Raw genomic sequence first — 22648 nt, 5'->3', positions numbered from 1 at the left:
TCCGCGGCGGGCGCACGTGACTTGCGGCTACAGATCCGACAGCACCTGACGAAGATTAATTTCTCCCGACGCTTCATCATCCAGATCCAGAACCCTTTCCAGTTCGTTCAGATGTTCCTGCATCAGCTGCACGGCCAGTGCATTATCCCCCCTTTCCAGCGCCTCAATAATCGCCTGATGCTCATCGCACTGGCACGAAGACACGTCGGCGCGCTGATACAACGCCACAATCAGGGAACTGCGCACCATCAGGTTCGCGAGGATTTCACTCAGCACGCTATTGCCCGAGATTTCCCCGAGGATCAGATGAAACTCGCTCAGCTCACGCACAATCACGCGACGATCTTCGGATTTCGCCGCTTCCCGCTCGCCGTCCAGATGCGTCTGAATACGCTGGCGATGCTGACGGATACAGTCCGGGTTAATCCCTTCCACTATCGCGCGTTCAATCGCACGGCGGGCAATGAACACTTCACGGGCCTCTTTCGCCGTCGGCTGTGACACCATCGCCCCGCGGTTAGGTTCAATGGTGACGATGCGCTGCATAGACAGGCGCTGTAGCGCAACCTGCACATGATTACGGTTAGCGCTGAGAGCCTCAACCAGCTGCGACTCTACCAGGCGGGTGCCGGGACGCAGACGTTGCTGTGCGATAGCCTTCGATAAAACGTCGACAATGCGCTGGACTTCCAGCTGCTTGGCGGTTGTAATTTGATTACTCATGGAATGCTAAATAGCCTCTTTATGGCAGTTTTCGTGCAAACTATCACCGGCCGTAAACTTTCGTCATTAGCAAATGAAGTCTGGCCGTGAATAATGCACAAGTCCGCAACAAAACGGCACGTATTATTCATCATAATTATCATTCCCGCACGCATTGCCTAAATTCTTACATGATCAATACGAATCCGGATTCAGGCTGACGAATCAGCGCAGGCTCCCCGCGATGACAGGGAGTGCGGGTCTTTGAAATAAATCTGTTGCTGGATGTGATGAAACGAGGGGAATTACGGCATGGCTCCTGTCTCTGGTTGTGCAATTTGCCCGAACATAAATTTTACCGGCAATTCCGCAACCTGATGAATAAGCGCCAGCAACGGTTCGCAGGGATGTGCATTATCGAGGCCACGCAGGGTTCGTAAAAAGGTGAGCGCGGTTTCGGGCGTCGGGAATTTATCCTGCTGGGTGAAATACAAATAAAGCGCCAGCACCGCCACCGAACGGCTGCGCCCGCCACGACAGTGAACCAGCACATTTGCCGCACGGTGTGGCGGATAACTGCGTTTACCGGGGCTGGCCTGTCCGAGTAAACCATCCAGCGCCAGCACGCCTGCAAGCAGGTGATTTACCGTATTGCCCGCCCCGTCAATCAGCCCGATTTGAGTTCGCCGCAGCCAGGTGCCATCCGGCAGCGCCAGATCACCGAGCTGGAGATTAACGGCCATATTGAGCGCCGAAGTAATGTTGTGCTGGTGTAACAGATAAGCATCCTGTGCCGCCGGGCCATTTCCGAGGTATAACCAGCGGTGGCTTTGTCCGGTAACCGGAACGAGTTTAATGAGTAGCGGTCGGCTGTCTTCTTCTTGTTCAGCGTGTTTACGCGTTTGCCGGGGATCAGTCATTATCATCTTCCTGATATCAGTGAGTTCCGAAACGGTAACACATTCGAAAGCCGCAAACTTTTGCCTGTTTAGCACTTTACCGACTTCCTTAATTCATACCCTCCACGGCAGCACACCTTCCGGCAAACATCGGGCAAACACCGACGCCAGTAACATCAGCATCAGCACCACACCAATCATCAGGCAACCTGTAGCCGCCGCGAGCGTCGAAGAGCCGCCCTCGTCGAGAAACACAATCATCGGGCCAAGCGTCTGAGTGCCGGACGTCACCAGCAGAACCGACACCTGAATTTCATTAAGCGCCGTCAGGACCACCAGAATCGTCCCTGCCATTGCTGAAGGTGCCGCCAGCGGCAACAGGATATCGCGCATCCGCCGCAGGAAACCGGCACCAAAGATTTGTGCGGCCTCATCCAGAGAACGTTCAATCTGCGCAAAGCCCGCCATCGTGGGCCGCAGAACCAGCGCCATAAAGTTGGAAAGATAGGCCGCGAGAATAATCCACACCGTGCCATACAGGCTGACGTGGATCAGCGGCAGGGGTTTAAGGAAAAACAGAATGGCGGCAATGCCCGTGACAATCCCCGGTAACGCATAAGCCAGCTCCGTGGATAACTGTAAAACGCGCACCAGCCGCGTGCGCTGCCAGCTGAGAAAATAAGCCAGAAACAGCGAGGCGACGGTCAGGATCACCGCCGTAAGCAGCGTCAGCCCCAGACTGGTGAAAAAGGCCTGGCGGATAGCCGGATACCCGAACAGCGCATTGGCATAATTAGTCAGCGTCAGGCTGCTAAACGTCAGCGCCTGCCCGAATCCCTGCGTCAGTGATGTTGTCAGAAGCGCGGAAAGCGGCAATAACAGGGTCAGGATCATCCAGAGCCAGACGATAATCTCTACCAGTAAACGCCAGCGCCCGAGTGACTGATGTAAAGATCGTGGCGTACCGGTCACGCGCACATCCTGACGCCCGCCCAGCCACCGGCTGATCATCAGACCGCCCAGCGTAATCGTGGCAATCAGCAAAGACAGCACCGCCATATCCGCCAGCGCCGATGCACCAAGGGTATTGAGTTGCTGATAAACCAGCGTGATCAATGTGGGAACGCGCCCCGGAATGCCCAGCATCGCCTGAATACCGAAATTACCCGCCGCCGTAACAAACGACAGCGCCGCACCGGCAAAAATCGCCGGACGTACCAGTGGCAAAATGATCGTAAACAGAACCCGCCACGGTTGCGCCCCGCCTGCCCGCGCAGCTTCAACCAGATCGGCGGGCAAACGACGCAGCCCCGCGCGCACCATCAGAAAAACCAGCGGCGCATTGTGCAAACCCAGTAAAAGAAGGATGCCGCTCATCGAATATAACGGCGAAGGGGAACCCGGCGGCAGGCTCAGTCCGAAGAACTGCAAGACCGGGCTGGACGGCGAAAGCGCCTGAACCCACGCCAGCGCCGTCACCTGCGGCGGGATCATCAGCGGCAGGATGAACGTGAACATCCATGCCTGCTTGCCGCGTAAATTGGTTAACGCGATAAGCAGCGCCGCCACGGTGCCGAGCAACATCGCCAGCAACGTGGAGACAACGGCAATCGTCAGCGTATTCAGCGTGGCGGTCAGCACCCGTCGTGTTCCCAGCAGATGGCTCAACCGCGAGAAATCCGGGATACCCTGCGGTGCCACCGCCGCCCACACCAGTCGCGCCAGCGGTGCTACAGACAAAATGCCAATCAGCAGCGTCAGCCCCCAGAGAACCGCCTTTTCGCTGCCCGGCCAGTAACGCCTGTGCGCAGCCACTGTGCGGCGCTGAATTTCACTCATCACGCTCATCTGCCTTTCCCTTCAGCCATCAGCCGCCGAAGATTTCTGTGAATTTCGCACGTACCTGCTTATCGTCAGCCACGGCTTTGTCAGAATCGAGCGTCAGCAGTTTGATGGAACCCACCGGCGCAAACCCTTCCGGTGCAGGAACGGTTGCATCAATCGGACGGTTACCCTGTTTTGCCACCAGTTGCTGTCCCTGCGGCGAGAGCATGAAATTCACAAACGCTTTGGCTGCCGGCACGTTATGCGCCCCGGCGAGGATGGCTACCGGCTCTGTCACAAATGACGCGCCTTCTTTCGGATACACCAGATCAATCGGTGAGCCTTGTTTCTTCGCACGAATAATATCGGCATCCGTGATCACACCGTATTTCGCCATGCCGCTGGCAACGGCTTTCAGCGCCGGGCCATTTCCACCTTCCGGCGTAATCCCGTTTGCCGCCAGTTTCTGATAAAACGCCCAGCCAATATCCGGCGTGTTAATGGCCGTGTGCAGGTGATAAAGCGCAGCCCCGGAATACAACGGGCTTGGCACCGCCACCTGGCCTTTATTCTGTGCGTCGGTCAGCGCCATCCAGCTGCCGACCGGTTTGGCATTTTTCGTGTTGTAAGCAATGACCGTGGCGATGATTTTTGTGCCGAACCAGGTTTTATCTTTATCGTAAAAATCCGGGCTGATATTACTGACCGGCGCATCAGGATACGCCATCAGCTTGCCGTCTTTTTTCAGCGCACCCAGATTGATGGAATCTGCCACCAGCAGCACATCGGCTTTCACATCTCCGGCCATCATTTCCGTCTGCAACACATTCATCAGCTGCGTGGTGCCGTTACGCGTCCATTCCACCTGAACGTCGGGATATGCCGCTTTAAAGGCATCGACTGTCTGTTGTGCGATTTCCGGTGCCTGAGAGGTATAAATCACCAGTTTGCCCGACGCCGTTTCTGCCGCATTGGCAGAAGTGAACAGCACGGTAGCCAGTGACAGCGTGCAAAAACTCAATCTGATGGTATTAGAAATGTGCATAGCCCTGTCCTTTTGAGAATCAATAGTTTTAAGAATGAGTGAATTGAGAAGGGATCATTGAGGAAGTACCCAGCCGTCTGTGATGATAAAAGTGACGTTGTCACCCGGCTGAACCTCTTTTTTAGAATGAATGGATAATCGGAGTTCCGGCGCGGCATATGGCGTGATGTCTGTCTGGCAGTAGCCGCCGCGATAAATCTGCCGGGAAACCCGTGCGGCAATCCCCGCTTCGCCCGGTTCGGCAAAACGTAAATCCGCCGCGTGAACACATGCTTGCGCTTTTGCCACGGAAGGCTGTGAAACCGCCGTACGCAATCTGACGCAGGTGCCAAAAATCGCTACCCGCGCATGTCCGTTGCCGTCCGGCTGAACATCCGTCACCGGAATGACGCGCCCCTCATCGATAAACGTGGCGACCATTTCATTGGCCGGTTCCCGGTACAAAATCTGTGGCGTGGCAAACTGCATCACGCGCCCTTCGTTCATCACCACCACGCGGTCCGCCAGCGACATCGCCTCCTGCTGGTCATGAGTGATATACAGCAGCGTCGCGCCGGTGTGCTGATGAAAACGGCTGAACTCTTCTTCCATCGCCGCCCGCAGGTGTACATCCAGGTTTGCCAGCGGTTCATCGAGCAGCACTACGCCCGGGCGTGTAACCAGACAACGTGCCAGCGCAACACGCTGCCGCTGACCTCCCGATAAATCCGATGGCCGCCGTGTCGCAAATTCGCGTAACCCGACCAGCGTCAGCGCCTCTTGTGTGCGTACGCGCCGTTCATTGCGATCCATTCCCACGACTTTCAGGCTGTACGCCACGTTTTCTTCCACCGACATATGCGGCCACAACGCGTAATTCTGAAACACAATTCCCAGCTCACGTTTCTCCGGCTGCACATGCACATCTGGCGATGAAAACAGACGGTCGCCAACGGTGATCGTGCCGCTGTTGACCGGCTCAAACCCCGCCACGGTACGCAGGAGTGTAGTTTTTCCGCAACCCGAGGGGCCCAGCACGGCCACAAACTCCCCCGGCCGGATATGCAGGGAGACATCGTTAAGCACCGGTTGTGTGGCGAAGGATTTACTCAGGTGGGAAATCTGGATGGCAGACATGCGTCGGTGTTTTCCTCAAAGCGGCGATGGCCTGTTCAATGAGAAAACAAATTACTGCGGATTTGTGACTGTTTTATGAACGGGTTGAGAAGGTTTGGTTTGTCTTATGTTTCAGTGATTTATTTCTTGCGAGACATCGCGGAGGAAAAGATCGCCCTTCTGAATTCCCTGCAAATACCCGACAGGATGCGCGGGTGCGATGGCACAACGCGTCGGGTGCGGGAAAGTATGTGAACCCCGTTCCCGTTTAAAAATAATCATAAATGATTACTTCCACTTTGCACAAAACGTAATCATACTCCACCGCAAGGAACGCCATTGTGTACGACGTGACGGTATTACCCGCTGCCATGAAGGAGCTTCGCAAGTTGCCTCCCACGCTGAGTGCCAGCATTGCTGATGCTTTGAAGGAGCTGGAGATCTACGGTGCCGCGTTACAGGATCCGCAGGTCCGGTATGTCGGAAATGGAATACGGGAAGTCCGGGTAACCAGTCTGGAGGGCCTGGGCAGAGCGTTTTATTTTTTTATGCAGGGTCGCCGCATTTATGTCGTGCATATCCTGCATAAGAAAACGGCTAAAACGCCGCTTCAGGATTTAGAACTGGCATTACAACGTATGAAAAATATTAAAAAGGATGAATATGAAAGATTACGATGAAAACAAACTCATTCCCCTCAGCGCAGTTATGGAGGAGATGATGCAGGATCCTGAATTCGCCGCAGCGTATGAGGCCATTCAGGTACACAAAAAAATGGTCGCCGAACTCAAGGCAGCGCGGCTGGCGGAATCCCTGACGCAGGAGGATATCGCGCGGCGCACCGGCATGAAAAAACAAAATATCAGCCGGTTTGAAAACGGTGCCGCATCCCCGACGCTTAATACCGTCAGTCGTTACGCGGTCGCGCTTGGCGGCACTTTTGAATTCAAAAAACTGCGCGGCTAGCCTTCAGCGGGTCCGGACAAAAGTCTGTCAGTTAACCGCCTGATTTTGCGCCCCGTACGCCGCGATAAATTCCCCCGCTATCGCCACTGCGATTTCAGCGGGGAGTTTACCCCGCACATCCGGCAGGCCGACCGGGCAACGCATTCTCATCAGTTGCTCGCCGGAAATCCCCTTGCCTGATAAACGATAATCAAAGCGTTTACGCTTCGTCTCAGAACCAATCAGTCCGAAGTAGCGGAAATCACCGCGTTTCAGAATCTTTTCGCTGAGGGCAAAATCCAGCTGATGATCGTGGGTCAAAACCATGAAGTAACTGCCCGCGGGCATTTGCGCCACGGTGCCTTCCGGCTCGTCATCCACCACACAGGTAATCTGCGGGTCAACGTGAACAGGAAATTCACTGGCACGCGCATCCACCCAGGTTATCCGGCACGGTAACGTACTGAGTATGTTCACCAGCGCGCGGCCGACGTGTCCGGCGCCATACACCACCACATGCGGCTGAGGTTGCCCGAGGGGTTCCAGCAAAACGGACGCCATACCCCCGCAGCATTGACCGAGCCGTGCGCCTAACGAGAAACGCTCTAACCGGCTGGTTTTCTCGCCCTGTTGCAGCATTTCACGGGCAATGGCAGTGACCTGAAACTCCAGATTTCCGCCGCCCAGGGTATAAAACTGGTCACCGGCGGTGATCAGCATTTTACTGCCCGCATCACGCGGCGTTGAACCTTGCTGATCGACCAGCGTCGCCACCACGCAAGGCTCGCCGCGCTGCCGGAGGTCAAGTAAACGGGTTATCCAGTCATCGGTACGCATAAAAACCTCCGTTAACCGTTCGCTTTTTCGGTTATTTCGCTGAGGGGTGTTTCACAGACGTCCTTTGTGACAACGTCACCGTAAAATCTCAGCTGATTAATGCCGTTCAGCACCCTTTCCGGCGTGGCAGGTGCATCGATATGCGGATGAACGCGGTAATCCGCGAGACTGGAAACCGCGTCTTTAATCGCGCACCAGACAGATATTCCGTGCATAAACGGTGGTTCACCCACGGCTTTGGAATGGAAAACCGTGTCTTCCGGGTTCTTTCGGTTTTCCACCAGATGAACGCGCAAATCCTGCGGGATATCACCAATGGCCGGGATTTTGTACGCCGCCGGGCCACTGGTCATCAGCCGCCCTTTGTCGTTCCATACCAGTTCTTCGGTCGTCAGCCAGCCCATGCCCTGAACAAATCCGCCTTCCACCTGGCCGATGTCTATCGCCGGATTCAGCGAATCGCCAACGTCATGCAAAATATCGGCGCGCAGCAGTTTGTATTCGCCGGTCAACGTATCAACCAGCACCTCGGCGCAGGCCGCACCATACGAGAAATAATAGAAAGGATGCCCGGCTGCCTTGCTGCGGTCATAGAAAATCTTCGGCGTTTTGTAATAGCCGGTACTGGAAAGCGGCACCTGATTAAGCCAGCACTGGGTGGCGACCTGCTCAAAGCTGAAATACTGGTTTTTGACCCGCACCTGACCGTTGCTAAACTCCACGTCGCTTTCTGCCGCGTCGTGAACACGCATCAGCATTTCCACCATGCGCGCTTTAATGATTTCGGCTGCATTCTGCGCCGCTTTACCGTTAAGGTCCGCGCCGGAAGAGGCGGCCGTTGGCGAGGTATTCGGCACTTTTCCGGTGTCCGTAGCCGTAATCTGAATGCGGCTGATATCCACCTGAAAAACTTCGGCGACCACCTGCGCCACTTTGGTATTGAGCCCCTGTCCCATTTCCGTGCCGCCGTGGTTGAGCTGAATGCTGCCGTCGGTGTAAACCAGCACCAGAGCCCCCGCCTGATTGAGAAAACTGGCGGTAAAGGAGATGCCGAATTTCACCGGCGTCAGCGCCAGTCCCTTTTTAAGATACGGATTGCTTTGATTAAACAGAGTGACAGCGTCACGTCTTGCGGCATATTCCGCGCTTTCTTCCAGCTGGCGGGTCATCTCCTCAAGCAGATTCTGGCCGACCGGCTGATGATAATGCGTGATGTTGCGGCTTTCCTGGCCGTAGTAATTATTTTTACGCACGGTCAGCGGATCCCTCCCCAGTTCGCGGGCGATGTGATCGACAATATGCTCGATGGCCAGAATTCCCTGTGGCCCGCCAAAACCGCGGTACGCAGTATTAGACGCCATATTGGTTTTACAGCGGTAACCGGTAATTAGGGCGTCGCCGAGGTAATAGGCGTTATCGGAATGGAACATCGCCCGGTCAACAATAGAACCGGAGAGATCCAGCGAATACCCGCAGTTGGCCGCCAGCTTCAGGTCGATACCGTGAATGATGCCGTCATCCGTAAACCCGACGTCGTAGCTGACGTGAAACGGATGTCGTTTGCCGGTGATCAGCATGTCGTCCTGCCGCGCCAGACGCATTTTCGCCGGGCGTCCGGTAAGATGAGCCGCCAGCGCGGCCAGACAGGCCGTGCCTGCCGCCTGCGTTTCCTTACCTCCAAAACCGCCGCCCATGCGACGCATATCGACCACCACTTTGTGCATCGGTAAATTCAGCACCGAGGCCACCAGTTTCTGGACTTCGGTCGGATGCTGCGTGGAGCTGTAAACCAGCATCGCGCCGTCTTCGCCCGGCATCACCGACGCAATCTGCGTTTCCAGATAAAAATGCTCCTGCCCGCCAATCTCCAGCTCGCCCTGCAGGCGGTGCGGTGCACTGGCCAGCGCCATTCCGGCATCGCCGCGTTTATGCTGATGCGGTTCTTCCACGTAATGCTCAAGTGCCAGAGCCTGTTTGATGGTCAGCACGGCGTCACGGGGCTGATAATCCACTTTCGCCAGCGCAACGGCGGTGCGGGCGGCTTCCGGAGAAGTCGCGGCGACCACCAGCACAATCTGCCCGACGTATTCCACCACGCCCTGCGCCATCAGCGGGTCGCCGTGGGTCAGCGGCGCAATATCAGGATTACCCGGCACATCTTCCGCCGTCATCACCCGCACCACGCCCGGCACGCTGTAACAAGGTCCGGTATCGATATGCAGAATGTCGGCGTGCGCGTGCGGGCTGAGCAGCGGCACCAGATGCAGCTGACGCGGAAACTCCAGCCGGTCATCGGTGTACACCGCTTCTCCGCTGACGTGTTTATCCGCGCTTTCGTGTTTCTGGCTTTTGCCCACGCCGCTTTGAAGTCCGGCACGGAACAACTGTTCCATCTCCTGCCGGGAAAGTGACGGTTTGGATTCAGACATAATGAGTTACCCGCATCAGCGTTTCAGGAGAAGTCAGTTCGATATGGCAGCGGCGCAGCAGGTTTTTGGCGACCTGCATGCGGTATTCGCGGCTGGCGCGGAAATCAGTGATCGGTGTGAAATCCTTCTCCAGCGCCTGACATGCGCGCTCAAGGGTGGCGGTTTGCCACGGTTGCCCGAGCAGTTGCGCTTCACAATGGGTAGCGCGTTTCGCCACTTCCGCCATGCCGCCGAACGCGATGCGTGCATGCACCACCACGCCGTCGCGGACTTCAATCTGTAGCGCGGCGCACACCGCTGAAATGTCGTCCTCGAGCCGTTTCGACACTTTGTATACCCGCAACTGCCGAGCCTCAGACGTCACGCGCGGAATGCGGATTTGCTCAATAAATTCGCCCGGCTGTAACGCCGTTTTGCGATAGCCGAGGAAGAATTCGTCCAGCGGTAATTCGCGTTGTTCCGCGCCGCAACGCAACAGTAATGACGCCCCCAGCGCCAGCAGAACCGGGCCGCCGTCGCCAATCGGTGAGCCGTTGGCGATATTGCCGCCAAATGTGCCCTGATTACGGATTTGCTGCGAAGCAAAGCGTTCAAGCAATTCGCCGAATTCGGGGAATTCATCGTGTAAGACCGGCATACAGTCGCTCAGCGGTGCCGCAGCGCCAATGTGAATAGCCTGACCGGTCAGCGTAATCATTTTGAGTTCAGGAATATGACTCAGTGAAATCAGTTTCGGCAGACGCTGATAGCGCTGGGTCACTTCCAGCGCCAGATCGGTGCCACCGGCCACCAGGCGGGAAACCGGTTCAGCAAGATAACGTGCGGCCAGTTCATCCATGCTCACCGGCTGGTCAGTGGCAGAAATTGCCCTTAGCTTTTCAAGCGTCTGCTGTGCATCAGCATCAAACTGATCGGGCTGCGGCGCATCACAAATGGCTTTCGCCGCATCCATGATCGGACGATAACCGGTGCAGCGGCAGAGATTGCCGGAAAGCGCGTGCTGAGTATGCTCCACGCTGAAAGCCTGCTGCTGTTTTTCCAGCGCAAACAGCGACATCACAAACCCCGGCGTGCAGAAACCGCACTGCGAGGCGTGGTTATCCGCCATTGCCTGCTGCACGTGATGCAGTTCGCCACGATGTTTGAGATCTTCCACGGTGATCAGCTGTTTGCCATGTATCGCAGGCATAAACGTCAGGCAGGCGTTGACCGTGGTGTATTTCAGCCTGTCGCCCTCTTTTTCGGCCAGCACGACGGTGCAGGCGCCGCAGTCACCGGAGGCGCAGCCTTCTTTGGTACCGCAGCGCCCGGCATCGCGGCGCAGATACTGGAGAACCGTGGTATCGTCCGGCAGATTTTCCGTCTGGATCCTGCCGTTCATCAGAAACTGGATCATGATCATATCCTTCAAAAATCACTGGTTTGCTCTCTACCCTGCGAAGGGGGAGGAGCAAAGGCTTTACAGCCATTCAGAATCAGTGTCGTCACTTCGCCGATAATGTGCTCGCGCGCCTGTGTATCGCCCCCGAAATTGCCGTACATATGTTTCACCTGCACGGCGAAATCGGCGTAATACTGCGTCAGCGCCCAGATGTGCATGATGAACAGACGCGCATCCAGCGGGCGGATTTTGCCCTCAACAATCCACTGATGGATCAGGTTTTCTTTTCCGACGATGTTCTGTGTCGCCTGCGGCCAGTACTTCTGCAAATAATGGCCACCGCTCAGCACTTCGCTGGTGAAAATGCGCGACAGTTCCGGCTGGTCGAACGAAAAACTCAGCTTGTTGCGGATGTAGCGGCTCAGCACGGCTTCAGGTTCACTGAGCGTCGGGTCGAACTGAATGATGTCGCCCCAGACTTTCAGCACTTTCTGCAAGAGTTCTTCGTATAGCTCCTCTTTTCCGGCGATGTAATAATGCAGCTGGGCTTTTTTGATCCCCGCGCGCTGAGCAATGGCCTGAGTCGTCGCGCCCTGAAAGCCCTTTTCGCTAAATTCTGCAATGGCGGCGGCGTGGATATTCTCCAGTGTTCGTTCACGTGCGACGCGGACTTTGCCGCCGGTTTCATTGTTCATCATGCTGAACGTTCCCCCTGCAAAGCATCGCGCGCATAGACCTGCTCGCCATCGACATACGTGCAGTAAACATTGCGGTCGTCGCCCAGCGTCATCAGCACAAACAGCTTTTCGGCAAGCGTATTGCTGTTGGTCGCACGCAGTTTTTGCAGCGCGCTGACGCCCGGCTCGAGCACCACGAAATCGGCTTCTTTTCCGGCGTCAAAATTGCCGATTTTATCATCGAGATGCAGCGCCCGCGCGCCGCCCAGCGTGGCGTGGTAAAAAGCTTCGTAAGCCGATAACCGGTAACGTTGCAGCTGGCCGACTTTGTAAGCTTCGAGCAACGTTTGCAGCATGTTGAAAGTGGTGCCTGCGCCAACGTCGGTGCCCATCCCCACGCGGATCTGCTTCTGCCAGGTTTTTTGCAGGTTGAACAAACCGCTGCCGAGAAACAGGTTGGACGTCGGGCAAAACGCAATCGTCGAATCCGTTTCGCTCAGACAGTCCCATTCGCTGTCATCAAGATGCAGGCAATGCGCGAATACGCAGCGCTCGCCGGTCAGACCGTGCTGATGATAAACGTCGAGATAATGCTGATGTTCCGGGTGCATTTCTTTTACCCAGGAGAGTTCCGCCACGTTTTCGCTGAGATGGGTGTGCATATACACGTCCGGGAATTCCTGCTTCAGCAGACGGACTTTTTGCAGCAGTTCAGGCGAGGATGTCGGCGCAAAACGCGGCGTCAGCGCGTAGCTCAGGCGCTGACGGTTATGCCAGCGCGCAATCAGTGCGCGCGTATCGGCTTCACTTTGCTCCGGGGTTTCCAGCAGTGCGTCGGGGGCATTTTTGTCCATCATCACTTTGCCTGCCACCAGCCGCATGTTGATATCAGACGCTTCTTTAAACAGCGCATCAACGGACTGCGGATGCACGGTACCAAACACCAGCGCCGTGGTGGTGCCGTTGAGTAAAAGCTGGTTGATGAAGAATTTCGACATGCGCTTTGCGTAATCCGCGCAGTGATATTGTTGTTCTGTCGGAAAGGTATAGCGCGTCAGCCATTCGAGCAGTTGCTCGCCGTACGCGCCGATCATTTCGGTTTGCGGGTAGTGAATATGGGTATCGACAAAACCGGGAACGATCAGTTTGTCGCGGTAATCATCAATTTCCAGCCCGGCGGTTTTTCGAACGCCAGCGAGCTTTGCTTCGCCCTCCAGCCATTCCCCGAGCCAGACGATATGCCCGCCGCTCAGCAGCATCAGGCCGTCTTCGATATAACGTACGCTGGCTTCAAGTTCTTCCGGCCCGGAGACCGGCTGGCGGATATCAAAGAAGTTTCCGCGTACCGCGCGGGTGATAACCTGACTCATGGCATAGTCCTTCTGTGCAACATTCTTATTGATGATTAATAACAGAACGTTTGCAAAGCTTATGCCAAATCTGACCAACCGGTCAGACCGTCTGGTTCTTTTTCTGTGCGTCAGCCAAAACTACTTCAGCAACACCTCATATTGCGGATTGAATTCATCAAAGATCGGCAACGCCGCCGCGCCCAGCGCCGGGGTATCGCTGCCGGACATCCCGATGCGGATCCGCGCACTTTGCGCATACCGGCTGCGCACTGAGCTGTAGAGCGGCGTCAGGCGCCTGATCAGCTTCTCCACCAGCGGTTTCGGCATCGTGCCGCCGATAATCACGCTCTGCGCATCAAACACGCATTCCATAATATTGATGGCCTGAAGCGCCGGTTCGACTGCAGTATCCAGCCATTTATCAAACAAGGCCTCATCGACATTCAGCAAATCCTCCGGCATGGCGGACATCGGATCCAGCCCGCAGGCTTCGTACGCGGCTTGCAAAGAAACGTAGCGTTCGAGGCATCCTTTGTTGCCGCAATAGCATTCGCGACCGCCCGGTTGCACCACAATGTGGCCGACCTCGCCCGCATTATGTGCATGACCGGTGTAAATCCGCCCGTCGGTGAAGATCCCCGCGCCGAGGCCGGTGCCGATATAGAGATACACAAACGAGGAAAGCTGCTTGGCAATGCCGTGAAAACGCTCGCCGATGGCCGCCACCGTCGCATCGTTTTCAAGCGTGACCGGCCAGCCGGTAGACGCATTCAACCGCGCTTCAATATCCACATTATCCCAGCCGTGCAGCGTGGTCGGCCCCTGCGAAGAAATGCCCTCAACGCCAAACGGCCCCGGCATCACCACGCCGACGCCCAGCATTTTGCGCCAGTCGATTTTCACCTGTTGGCGCATTTCTTGCAGTATCTGATCAATCAGGGCCAGCGTGGGCTCAGGCTGAGGTTTCTGTATGTGGATCTGGTGGCGAAAACGCACCGAGCCCGTGAGATCCACCAGCACAATCAGCAGCGACTGATGATCAAGATGGATGCCGATGGAATAGGCGCTGTCAGGATTGAGTGTCAGTGGCGTTGCCGGTTGACCACGTCCGCCCGCACGACGCGGCAGATGGGAAGAGAGTATGCCCGCCTGTTCGAGTTCGGTCGCAATATTGGAAACCGTCTGCGGCGTGAGCGACGTCAGCCGGGCAATTTCCGCGCGGGTCAGCTCACCGTTGAGGCGAATGGCTTCGATGACGACCCGGCGATTGTGTGCGCGGGCATGTTCAAGATTGGTACCAGAAGTTGTTATCACGGCCTTGTACCCAAAGGGGAAACCTGTGGGCAGTATGCGGAGAGTGATTACAGCAATCAAATTGATTTTATAAATATCAGAATATGAATATGACGATGCCATCACAGCTTTCAATGTTATTGGTATGTTAATAATAATCGTCAGTCACTATTCAGTTTGCACCGTTTATAGAATTCGTTTTAAGCCTCAGGTAGCAAGTATCAATCCGGCAGGGATGCAGGGGTTGCCGCCATCAACGGTCATCCCACTTTTTTTTAGCCCATTAAAGCAATCAAATTGATTTAATAAACTTAACCCTGTTTCGGAGAATGACGATGAGCCTACGACTTACCCCTGCGGCCACCCTGTGCGCCCTCTCTGCCCTCACCCTGGGATATTCGGTGAATGCACTGGCTGAAACCACGCTCAGTGCCTTGTTTATGACTCAGGCGGCGTACAGCGAAGCCGATATCCGCGCCATGACCGCAGACTTCACTAAACAACACCCTGACATCAAAGTGAATCTGGAATTTGTCCCGTACGAAGCGCTGCACGACAAAATCGTGGCCGCCCGCGGTGCCGGTGACAAAGGTTATGACGTGGTGCTGTTTGATGCGATCTGGCCAGCCGAATTCAACAAATACGGCCTGTTGCAGGATGTCACGGCGCGTATTCCCGCAGACGAAAGCAGCAAGATTTTTGACGGCGCGATTTCTACCGTGACCTACAAAGATAAACGCTGGGGCATGCCGTGGATCCTCGACACCAAATATCTGTATTACAACAAAGCGATGCTGGCAAAAGCCGGGATCACCACCCCGCCTGCGACCTGGGCTGACGTGGAGAAACAGTCTGAGATCCTGAAAGAAAATGGCATCGTTAAATTCCCGCTGGTCTGGAGCTGGTCACAATCCGAAGCCTTGCTCTGTGACTACACCACGCTGGTTTCGGCGTTCAAAGGCGATTTCTACAAAGACGGCAAGCTGAACTTCACCAATACCGGCGCGATGAAAGCCATCAACTACATGAAAGAGACGCTGGATAAAGGGCTGACCAACCCGAACTCCCGCGAATATCTGGAAGAGGACGTGCGTAAGTCGTTTTCCAACGGCGACGCGGCCTTCGCGCTGAACTGGACCTACATGTACAACATGGCCAACGACCCGAAACAGAGCAAAGTCGCGGGTGACGTCGGTGTGATCCCGGCACCGGGTGAAACCGCAGGTGAGGCGTCCGGCGTGAACGGTTCGATGGGTTTGGGCATCGCCAAAGCCAGTGCGCATCCGGATCAGGCTTGGGAATACATCAGCTATATGACCTCCCAGCCGGTACAGAACAAATACGCCAAACTGAGCCTGCCAATCTGGAAATCCTCTTATGACGACCCGGCGGTGCAGAAAGATCAGGAAGCCCTGATTGCGGCGGCAAAAGTCTCGCTGAATGTGATGCTTTCACGCCCGGTGACGGCAGATTACTCACGCTTGTCGAACATTTTGCAGCAAAACATTCAGGCGGTATTGCAGGGTAAAACCCCGGCGAAAGACGGTATGGAAGCCGCAACCACAGCCGCTGACCGTTTACGTTAAGTTTTTTTAAAGCCAACACAACGCCCCGGATACTGCGGTATGCGGGGCAAACCAACACCACGGAAAATTATGCTGACTTTACCGCAACGAGAACGTCGACAGGCCTGGTTGCTCCTTTCGCCCATGTTGTTAATGATGTTTCTGCTGACCGCCTGGCCACTGGCCCGCACGCTGTGGCTCAGTTTCACCGACGCTGGCCTGATTGGCGACGGTTCTGCGCCCAACTGGGTCGGCAGCGACAATTTTATTTATGCTCTGACCGATCCGGATTTTCGCGCCGCACTGTGGCGGACGCTCTATTTCACCGTAGTTTCGGTGATTTTCGAAGGCTTCATCGGCGTGCTGGTGGCGCTGCTGCTGAACCAGAAATTCCGGGGGCGCAGTGCGTTACGCGTGCTGGTGATCTTGCCCTGGGCGCTGCCGACGATTGTTAACGCCACAATGTGGCGGCTGAACTTTAATCCGGACTACGGCAGCATCAACGCCCTGCTTTCCCAGCTTGGCCTTATCGACACTTACCGCAGCTGGCTCGGCGACCCGTCGTCGGCCATTAACGCCGTGATGTTTGCCGATATCTGGAAGAACTATCCGCTGATCACCCTGCTGGTGCTGGCGGCGCTGCAAACCATTCCTGAGGATTTGTTTGAAGCCGCGCGGCTCGACGGCGCGTCGGCGTTCCTGCGCTTTCGTAAAATCACCTTACCGGCGATTGCGGCTCCGCTGGCAGTGGCGCTGATTTTGCGCACCATCGACGCGTTTAAAGTCTTCGACATCATCTACGTGATGACCCGCGGCGGCCCGCTCGACAGCACCAAAACCGTCAGCTTCTTTGTCTATCAGGAATCTTTCAGCTATCTGCGGGCGGGCAGCGGTGCCGCTTACGCCATCCTCATGACGCTGATTTGCGCCCTGTTAATTCTGGTTTATATGGTCATGCTGCTGCGCCAGCGTCGTTCGGGGAATGCAGAATGAAACAGAAAATCCGGCTCGTTTTACGTTATCTCGCCGCGCTGGTTCTGGCCGTATCCATACTCGCGCCGCTGTTGTGGATGTTCCTGATGAGCGTCAGTTCGGCGGAAGATCTGACCCGCATTCCGCTGGAATGGGTGCCACGCCACTGGGATTTCAGCCGCTACGCCAGCCTGCTGACGTTGCAGGCAGGCACACCAGGCGCGTTGTTCCTGCACGCGCTCGGCAACAGTTTGCTGGTGGCCTGCGGCGCAACGGTGATTTCCCTGCTGCTGGCCATTCCGGCGGCCTACAGCTTTTCCCGTTATCCTGGCCGCGACGGCTGGCTTTTTGGCAGTCTGGCAATCTATATGGTGCCGCCGGTGGCCTTCGTGCTGCCGCTGTATTTCATTCTGGAAAAGCTGACCCTGCTGAACACGCATATCGGGCTGATTCTGGTGTATTGCTCGATGATTTTGCCGTTCCTGACCTGGATGCTGAAAAACCAGTTCGACGCACTGCCGGTGGATATCGAACAGGCTTCACGCCTCGACGGATTGCGGTACTGGCAGGTATTGCTGCGCATCACGTTGCCGCTGGCGAAACCGGCGCTCGGCGCTTCGGCGATGTTCGGCTGGCTGCTGGCCTGGGATGAATTTTTCTACGCCCTGCTGTTTACCAACAATATCAACGCCCAGACATTGCCGGTGACTATCGCCGGATTCACCGCCGGGCGCGCCACCGATGACGGGCTGATTGCCGCCGTCGGCATTCTTGCGGCCATTCCGCCGCTCTTTATTGCGCTCTGGCTGCAAAAAACGCTGGTCAGCGGGTTAACCGCCGGCGGCAGCAAAGGCTGAATATGAACATCCGGGGATCTCATCAATGATTACAAGACCTGACACCCGCGCCACGCTGTATGTGGTGGGCAATATTAACGTGGATTTGATCATGAGCACGCTCCACGCGTGGCCGGAAAAAGGCACCGAAGCGATGCTCGAAAGCAGCTCTCTGCGCCCCGGCGGCTCTGCCGGAAACTGTGCGCTGGCGCTGTCGGCATTGGACGTCCCGCACCGGCTGGTGGCCAATCAGGGCAACGACCAGTTCACCGGCTGGCTGGCGAGTTTGTTCCCGGAAAGCGCGCCCCACTGGCCGACCTGCGACTGCGAAACGTCGCTGACGTTTGGCGTCACGCATCCCGACCACGAACGGACGTTTTTCAGCAATCAGGGGCATATTGTCCGCCTTTCCATGCAGGACGTTCTGGCTCAGTTACCCGAAAACGCACAACCCGGCGACTGGGTTTTACTGTGCGGAACCTGGTTGTGTACCGCGCTTTACGCCGGTTATCCGCTCCTGCTGGCAACGCTGAAACAGCGTGGCTATCAGGTGGCAGTAGACAGCGGCTGGCCGCCGGAAGACTGGAGCGATGCGCTACGTGAACAGGCGTCCAAATGGTTGCCGTATTGCGATGCGCTGCTGCTCAATGAAGTCGAAACGCTCGGGCTGGCCGATGCTCAGTCGCTGGACGCTGCCGCGCAAAAACTGCTGGCGCAGATGGCTGGGAATGCTTTTTGCGTTGCGAAATGCGGCCCGGACGGTGCGCGTCTGTGGAGCGCGGATCAGGCGTTGCATCAGCACGCCGAACCGGTTGAGGTGGTCGATACTATCGGCGCCGGAGACAGTTTTAACGCCGGATTTTTATCCGCGCTGATTTATGGCCTGCCGCCTGCCACGGCGTTGCAATGGGGTGTCCGCGTCGCCGGTTGTGCGATCAGCAGTTCCCCGCGCCGTTATCCTGACTGGCAATCGCTTTTTGGCCTTGTGGAGAAACTCTGAATGGCTCTGGTAGAACTGGTAAAAGTCGCCAAACACTATGGCAAAGTACAGGTGCTCAAACCGCTGGATCTGACCATCCCCGATGGCAGCTTTACCGTGCTGGTCGGGCCGTCCGGCTGCGGAAAATCCACCCTGCTGCGCCTGCTGGCCGGGCTGGAATCCTTATCCGACGGGGACATCCTGCTCGATAAACAGCAAATCAATAATTTTGACCCGGCGGATCGTGATATCGCCATGGTCTTCCAGAGCTACGCGCTGTATCCGCACCTGACCGTGGCCGAGAACATGGCGTTCCATATGCAGGTGAAAAAGGTGCCGAAAGCCGAACAACAGGCCAAAGTACAGCAAGCCGCGAAGGTGTTAGGGATTGATCATCTGCTGAAACGCCTGCCGAAAGATTTGTCCGGCGGCCAGCGCCAGCGCGTCGCAATGGGCCGCGCACTGGTGCGAAATCCGAAAGTTTTCCTGTTCGACGAACCGCTGTCTAACCTTGACGCGCAGCTGCGCATGGAGCTGCGTGCGGAAATCAAATCCCTGCACCAGCAGTTCCGCACCACCACGGTTTACGTCACGCACGATCAGATTGAGGCCATGACGCTGGCGGATAACATTGTGGTGATGAAAGACGGTTTTATCGTGCAGCAAGGCGATCCGCTGTCGATTTACGACAAACCGGTGAACACCTTTGTGGCGCGCTTTATCGGTTCACCGCCGATGAATTTACTCAGCGGCGTGTTCCAGAGCATCGACGGCAAACCTGGCGTGACCTGTAATCAGCTGTGGTTTGCCCTGCCGGAGAAATGGTCATTACAGGCGCGACATTCCGAAGGCGAACCGGTCACGCTCGGCCTGCGCCCGCATGATCTCAAACCGGTTCAGCACAGCGCGCAACCCGCAGCCACGCTGCGTCTGCTGGAAGTCACCGGCGAAAGCAGCCTGCTGCATATCGACTGGAGCGGTTTCCCGCTGCACGTCCAGTTCGCTGGCCGCGCCCGCGTCAGTACCGAACAACCGCTGTACCTCGAAGCTAACAGCGACGCCATTCATCTGTTCGATGCACAGACCGGGGAACGGCTGGAAGAAACTGAACTCTGAATTAATGTGCAAAATCTCCCCTTTCACCGGGGGAGATCCTCAATCCCGCCGTTGACGCCTTCCCCCGATGCGCTATGCTCAGACTTTCCTTATTTCATTAGCGCGCTTACCTTCTATGAGCTTCTTCTCAAACAAAAAATTCTCGTTGCCGCCGGGATCCGCTTTGCCGTTACTGGTGGCTGGCGCGTTCTTTATGGAAAATCTGGATGCCACGGTGATTGTCACCGCGCTGCCGCAGATGGCGAAAGATTTCGGCGTGCATCCGGTCGATATGAATATCGGCGTGTCGGCGTACATTCTGACGCTCACGGTGTTTATTCCTGCCAGCGGCTGGATCGCTAACCGGTTTGGCACGCGTAATGTCTTTTCGCTGGCGCTGATCCTGTTCACCCTCGCATCACTGTTATGTTCTGCCAGCGTCAGTCTCAGCACGTTTACCGCCGCCCGCATGTTGCAGGGGTTTGCCGGTGCGCTGATGGTGCCGGTCGGGCGTCTGGTGGTATTGAAAAATACGCAAAAATCAGATCTGATCCGCGCAATCGCGACGATTACCTGGCCCGGGCTGGTGGCGCCGATCCTCGGACCGCCGCTGGGCGGATTCATTACGACCTATGCCTCCTGGCACTGGATATTTCTGCTCAATCTGCCGCTCGGGATTATCGCACTGGTGTTCAGTCGTAAGCTGATCCCGCAGGTTGAGGGGCAGAAAGGAGTGCCGTTTGATGTCACCGGTTTTGTGCTGACCGGCGCAGCGTGTCTGGGGTTAATCTTCGGGCTGGATATGTTTAATCAGGGCACCATTAACTGGAAACCGGTGACGATGGTGGGCGGCGCGGTGATCGTCGGGGCGCTGGCGGTCTGGCATTCCGGGCGGGCAACGCACCCGTTGCTGCCGCTGACGGCGCTGAAAATTAAAAGTTACGCCGTCACGATTTACGGCGGTTCATTGTTCCGCGTGGCTATCGGCGCCCTGCCGTTTTTGCTGCCGCTGATGTTCCAGCTGGGTTACGGCATGAACGCGTTTGATGCCGGGCTGCTGGTGCTTGCCGTGTTCGCCGGTAATCTGGCAATGAAGCCTTTTACCTCGCCGATTTTGCACCGCTTTCGCTTTAAGTCGATTATGCTGGTTAACGGCCTGCTCAATTCTGCGACGATATTTGCCTGTGCGTTGCTGACGCCGGACGTGCCGACTGCCATCACGTTGCTGCTGCTGTTCGCCAGCGGCATGACCCGTTCGATGCAGTTCACGGCGCTCAATACACTGGCCTTTTCGCAGGTTCCGGCAGAACAAATGGGTGGCGCGAATACGTTATTTAACACCGCGCAACAGCTCTCTACCGGCCTGGGCATTGCCATCGGCGCGCTTTCCCTGCGCGTCGCGGAACATTTTTTACCGGCCAGCGCCGGGATGCAGACCGGCACGTTCCATATCGCTTTTATTATTATCGGGGTGTTTTCTCTGGCGGGAACCCTCGACAGTCTGACGCTCGACCCTACCGCGGGCGATGAAATACGCCGAAAAAAAGAATCTGTACCGCAACCGGCTTCGTCGCAAAAATAATGACGTTGCTAAACTGAAATTAAGTATCCGATAAATGGAGAAAACCCATGGAATACCGTCTGTTAGGCCATTCCGGCCTGAAAGTTTCAGTTCTCAGCCTGGGCACCATGACGTTTGGTGGTCAGGGAAAATTCGCTAAAACCGGCCAGACCGACGTCAGTGCCGCACAGCGCCAGATCGGTCTGTGTCTGGATGCCGGAATTAACTTATTCGATACCGCCGACGTTTATTCAGGCGGTGAATCGGAAGTGATTCTGGGGAAGGCACTGGGCACTCAGCGTCATGACGTGCTGGTTGCCAGCAAAGCCCGCTTCCCGATGGGCGATGGCCCGAACAATCGCGGTTCATCACGTCACCATATTTTGCGCGCCTGCGAAGCCAGCCTGAAGCGCCTGAATACGGACTATCTGGATTTGTATCAGTTGCATGAATGGGATGGTCAGACGCCGCTGGAAGAAACGCTGCGCGCGCTCGACGATCTGGTCAGCAGCGGCAAAGTGCGTTATGTCGGTGTCTCCAACTTTTCTGCCTGGCATGTGATGAAAACGCTGGGCGTGGCAGCAGCAAACCACTATATCCGCCCGGTCAGTCAGCAAATCCATTACACCCTGCAGGCACGTGAAGCCGAATATGAGCTGCTGCCGGTCGCACAGGATCAGGGGCTGGGCGTACTGGTGTGGAGTCCGCTGGCCGGTGGCCTGCTTTCCGGTAAATATCGCCGCAATCAGGCGGCACCGGAAGGCACACGTCATCTGGCTGACTGGGGTGAGCCGCCGGTGCGTGACGAAAATGCGCTGTATGACGTGGTGGATGTTCTGGTGGATATCGCCGGGCAGCGCGGCGTTTCCGCGGCGCAAATCGCGCTGGCATGGCTGATTGCGCGCCCGCAGGTAACGTCAGTGATTGTCGGTGCGCGTAACGACACCCAGTTGCAGGACAACCTGCTCGCGGCAGATTTGACCCTTAATAGCGAAGAAATTGAAAGACTTAATCAGGTCAGCCAGTTGCCGTTGCTGTATCCTTACTGGCATCAGGCTCAGACCGCGCCGGACCGGCTTTCTGCGGCAGATTTATCGCTGATTGCGCCCTATTTGAAAAAGTGACCGCAATAAAATGATACCAAGTCAGACCGGCATCCGC

20 protein-coding genes are annotated in these 22648 nt (G+C 56.2%); 9 read left to right on the top strand and 11 right to left on the bottom strand.

Annotation, left to right across the window (positions count from 1 at the left end; genetic code table 11):
- Positions 1 to 27 precede the first annotated feature (27 nt).
- The 5 genes from GW579_RS03345 to GW579_RS03325 form a co-directional block, all read right to left on the bottom strand.
- Complete coding sequence (locus GW579_RS03345; RefSeq protein WP_152326231.1) at positions 28 to 723, bottom strand: GntR family transcriptional regulator; 696 nt, start codon at positions 721 to 723, stop codon at positions 28 to 30.
- A 284-nt stretch (positions 724 to 1007) separates the two neighbouring features.
- Positions 1008 to 1622 carry a dual specificity protein phosphatase family protein gene (locus tag GW579_RS03340; RefSeq protein WP_235937311.1) on the bottom strand — a complete coding sequence of 205 codons (615 nt, stop codon included), beginning with the start codon at positions 1620 to 1622 and terminating at the stop codon, positions 1008 to 1010.
- 93 nt (positions 1623 to 1715) lie between these two features.
- Positions 1716 to 3449 (bottom strand): ABC transporter permease, encoded by a 1734-nt coding sequence (locus GW579_RS03335; protein ID WP_165057545.1) that lies wholly within the window; start codon positions 3447 to 3449, stop codon positions 1716 to 1718.
- A 19-nt stretch (positions 3450 to 3468) separates the two neighbouring features.
- Positions 3469 to 4470 carry an ABC transporter substrate-binding protein gene (locus GW579_RS03330; protein ID WP_193333127.1) on the bottom strand — a complete coding sequence of 334 codons (1002 nt, stop codon included), beginning with the start codon at positions 4468 to 4470 and terminating at the stop codon, positions 3469 to 3471.
- 54 nt (positions 4471 to 4524) lie between these two features.
- Positions 4525 to 5586 carry an ABC transporter ATP-binding protein gene (locus tag GW579_RS03325; protein ID WP_165057543.1) on the bottom strand — a complete coding sequence of 354 codons (1062 nt, stop codon included), beginning with the start codon at positions 5584 to 5586 and terminating at the stop codon, positions 4525 to 4527.
- A 320-nt stretch (positions 5587 to 5906) separates the two neighbouring features.
- Between GW579_RS03325 and GW579_RS03320 the strand changes: the two genes are divergently transcribed.
- Both GW579_RS03320 and GW579_RS03315 read left to right on the top strand, forming a co-directional pair.
- Positions 5907 to 6245, top strand: a complete 339-nt coding sequence (locus GW579_RS03320; RefSeq protein WP_255562213.1) for a type II toxin-antitoxin system RelE/ParE family toxin — start codon at positions 5907 to 5909, stop codon at positions 6243 to 6245.
- The gene (locus GW579_RS03315; RefSeq protein WP_165057542.1) at positions 6229 to 6531 is read left to right on the top strand and encodes a helix-turn-helix domain-containing protein; all 303 of its coding nucleotides are present in this window, start codon (positions 6229 to 6231) and stop codon (positions 6529 to 6531) included. Before GW579_RS03320 ends, GW579_RS03315 begins: the two co-directional genes overlap by 17 nt.
- A 27-nt stretch (positions 6532 to 6558) precedes the next feature.
- On the opposite strand, the gene xdhC is transcribed toward GW579_RS03315, so the two are convergent.
- The 6 genes from xdhC to GW579_RS03285 all read right to left on the bottom strand — a co-directional run bounded on the left by xdhC (position 6559) and on the right by GW579_RS03285 (position 14497).
- Positions 6559 to 7347: a xanthine dehydrogenase accessory protein XdhC gene (gene xdhC, locus GW579_RS03310; RefSeq protein ID WP_165057540.1), complete on the bottom strand. Its 789-nt coding sequence runs from the start codon at positions 7345 to 7347 to the stop codon at positions 6559 to 6561.
- Positions 7348 to 7358: 11 nt separating this feature from the next.
- Entirely contained in the window at positions 7359 to 9776 is a 2418-nt protein-coding gene (gene xdhB / locus GW579_RS03305; RefSeq protein WP_165057538.1) for a xanthine dehydrogenase molybdopterin binding subunit, read from the bottom strand.
- A complete protein-coding gene (gene xdhA, locus GW579_RS03300; RefSeq protein ID WP_165057536.1) occupies positions 9769 to 11172 on the bottom strand; it encodes a xanthine dehydrogenase small subunit in 1404 nt (467 codons plus the stop codon). Before xdhA ends, xdhB begins: the two co-directional genes overlap by 8 nt.
- An 11-nt stretch (positions 11173 to 11183) precedes the next feature.
- Positions 11184 to 11855, bottom strand: coding sequence for a TetR family transcriptional regulator C-terminal domain-containing protein (locus tag GW579_RS03295; RefSeq protein ID WP_165057534.1), 672 nt, complete (start codon positions 11853 to 11855; stop codon positions 11184 to 11186).
- Positions 11852 to 13204 (bottom strand): guanine deaminase, encoded by a 1353-nt coding sequence (gene guaD / locus GW579_RS03290; RefSeq protein WP_165057532.1) that lies wholly within the window; start codon positions 13202 to 13204, stop codon positions 11852 to 11854. The genes GW579_RS03295 and guaD overlap by 4 nt, the downstream gene beginning before the upstream one ends.
- A 120-nt stretch (positions 13205 to 13324) precedes the next feature.
- On the bottom strand, positions 13325 to 14497 hold the full coding sequence (locus tag GW579_RS03285) for an ROK family transcriptional regulator (RefSeq protein ID WP_338105838.1): 1173 nt from the start codon (positions 14495 to 14497) through the stop codon (positions 13325 to 13327).
- Positions 14498 to 14814: 317 nt separating this feature from the next.
- Between GW579_RS03285 and GW579_RS03280 the strand changes: the two genes are divergently transcribed.
- From GW579_RS03280 to GW579_RS03250, 7 genes are all read left to right on the top strand, one after another.
- On the top strand, positions 14815 to 16065 hold the full coding sequence (locus GW579_RS03280; protein WP_165057528.1) for an extracellular solute-binding protein: 1251 nt from the start codon (positions 14815 to 14817) through the stop codon (positions 16063 to 16065).
- Between the two features lie 69 nt (positions 16066 to 16134).
- On the top strand, positions 16135 to 17037 hold the full coding sequence (locus GW579_RS03275) for a carbohydrate ABC transporter permease (RefSeq protein ID WP_165057526.1): 903 nt from the start codon (positions 16135 to 16137) through the stop codon (positions 17035 to 17037).
- Positions 17034 to 17873 carry a carbohydrate ABC transporter permease gene (locus tag GW579_RS03270; RefSeq protein WP_165057524.1) on the top strand — a complete coding sequence of 280 codons (840 nt, stop codon included), beginning with the start codon at positions 17034 to 17036 and terminating at the stop codon, positions 17871 to 17873. The genes GW579_RS03275 and GW579_RS03270 overlap by 4 nt, the downstream gene beginning before the upstream one ends.
- A 25-nt stretch (positions 17874 to 17898) precedes the next feature.
- On the top strand, positions 17899 to 18852 hold the full coding sequence (locus tag GW579_RS03265) for a carbohydrate kinase family protein (protein WP_165057522.1): 954 nt from the start codon (positions 17899 to 17901) through the stop codon (positions 18850 to 18852).
- Positions 18853 to 19947, top strand: a complete 1095-nt coding sequence (locus GW579_RS03260; RefSeq protein ID WP_165057520.1) for an ABC transporter ATP-binding protein — start codon at positions 18853 to 18855, stop codon at positions 19945 to 19947. It abuts the gene before it with no gap.
- Positions 19948 to 20062: 115 nt separating this feature from the next.
- Positions 20063 to 21508: an MFS transporter gene (locus tag GW579_RS03255; protein ID WP_152326215.1), complete on the top strand. Its 1446-nt coding sequence runs from the start codon at positions 20063 to 20065 to the stop codon at positions 21506 to 21508.
- Positions 21509 to 21555: 47 nt separating this feature from the next.
- Positions 21556 to 22611: an aldo/keto reductase gene (locus tag GW579_RS03250; RefSeq protein ID WP_165057518.1), complete on the top strand. Its 1056-nt coding sequence runs from the start codon at positions 21556 to 21558 to the stop codon at positions 22609 to 22611.
- Positions 22612 to 22648: the final 37 nt, after the last annotated feature.

The organism is Rahnella contaminans, from assembly GCF_011065485.1.
Classification (GTDB): domain Bacteria; phylum Pseudomonadota; class Gammaproteobacteria; order Enterobacterales; family Enterobacteriaceae; genus Rahnella; species Rahnella contaminans.
Note: the sequence above shows the minus strand (reverse complement) of the source record. Positions and strands in the feature narration are given on the sequence as shown.

What these genes read in the sequence shown, in the direction of transcription:
- xdhC (WP_165057540.1), bottom strand. Translation starts at nt 7,347, where the DNA reads ATGCGTACCGATGACTGGATAACCCGTTTACTTGACCTCCGGCAGCGC.
- GW579_RS03345 (WP_152326231.1), bottom strand. Translation starts at nt 723, where the DNA reads ATGAGTAATCAAATTACAACCGCCAAGCAGCTGGAAGTCCAGCGCATT.
- GW579_RS03255 (WP_152326215.1), top strand. Translation starts at nt 20,063, where the DNA reads ATGAGCTTCTTCTCAAACAAAAAATTCTCGTTGCCGCCGGGATCCGCT.
- guaD (WP_165057532.1), bottom strand. Translation starts at nt 13,204, where the DNA reads ATGAGTCAGGTTATCACCCGCGCGGTACGCGGAAACTTCTTTGATATC.
- GW579_RS03315 (WP_165057542.1), top strand. Translation starts at nt 6,229, where the DNA reads ATGAAAGATTACGATGAAAACAAACTCATTCCCCTCAGCGCAGTTATG.
- GW579_RS03280 (WP_165057528.1), top strand. Translation starts at nt 14,815, where the DNA reads ATGAGCCTACGACTTACCCCTGCGGCCACCCTGTGCGCCCTCTCTGCC.
- xdhA (WP_165057536.1), bottom strand. Translation starts at nt 11,172, where the DNA reads ATGATCCAGTTTCTGATGAACGGCAGGATCCAGACGGAAAATCTGCCG.
- GW579_RS03295 (WP_165057534.1), bottom strand. Translation starts at nt 11,855, where the DNA reads ATGATGAACAATGAAACCGGCGGCAAAGTCCGCGTCGCACGTGAACGA.
- GW579_RS03275 (WP_165057526.1), top strand. Translation starts at nt 16,135, where the DNA reads ATGCTGACTTTACCGCAACGAGAACGTCGACAGGCCTGGTTGCTCCTT.
- xdhB (WP_165057538.1), bottom strand. Translation starts at nt 9,776, where the DNA reads ATGTCTGAATCCAAACCGTCACTTTCCCGGCAGGAGATGGAACAGTTG.
- GW579_RS03260 (WP_165057520.1), top strand. Translation starts at nt 18,853, where the DNA reads ATGGCTCTGGTAGAACTGGTAAAAGTCGCCAAACACTATGGCAAAGTA.
- GW579_RS03270 (WP_165057524.1), top strand. Translation starts at nt 17,034, where the DNA reads ATGAAACAGAAAATCCGGCTCGTTTTACGTTATCTCGCCGCGCTGGTT.
- GW579_RS03335 (WP_165057545.1), bottom strand. Translation starts at nt 3,449, where the DNA reads ATGAGCGTGATGAGTGAAATTCAGCGCCGCACAGTGGCTGCGCACAGG.
- GW579_RS03330 (WP_193333127.1), bottom strand. Translation starts at nt 4,470, where the DNA reads ATGCACATTTCTAATACCATCAGATTGAGTTTTTGCACGCTGTCACTG.
- GW579_RS03325 (WP_165057543.1), bottom strand. Translation starts at nt 5,586, where the DNA reads ATGTCTGCCATCCAGATTTCCCACCTGAGTAAATCCTTCGCCACACAA.
- GW579_RS03340 (WP_235937311.1), bottom strand. Translation starts at nt 1,622, where the DNA reads ATGACTGATCCCCGGCAAACGCGTAAACACGCTGAACAAGAAGAAGAC.
- GW579_RS03265 (WP_165057522.1), top strand. Translation starts at nt 17,899, where the DNA reads ATGATTACAAGACCTGACACCCGCGCCACGCTGTATGTGGTGGGCAAT.
- GW579_RS03250 (WP_165057518.1), top strand. Translation starts at nt 21,556, where the DNA reads ATGGAATACCGTCTGTTAGGCCATTCCGGCCTGAAAGTTTCAGTTCTC.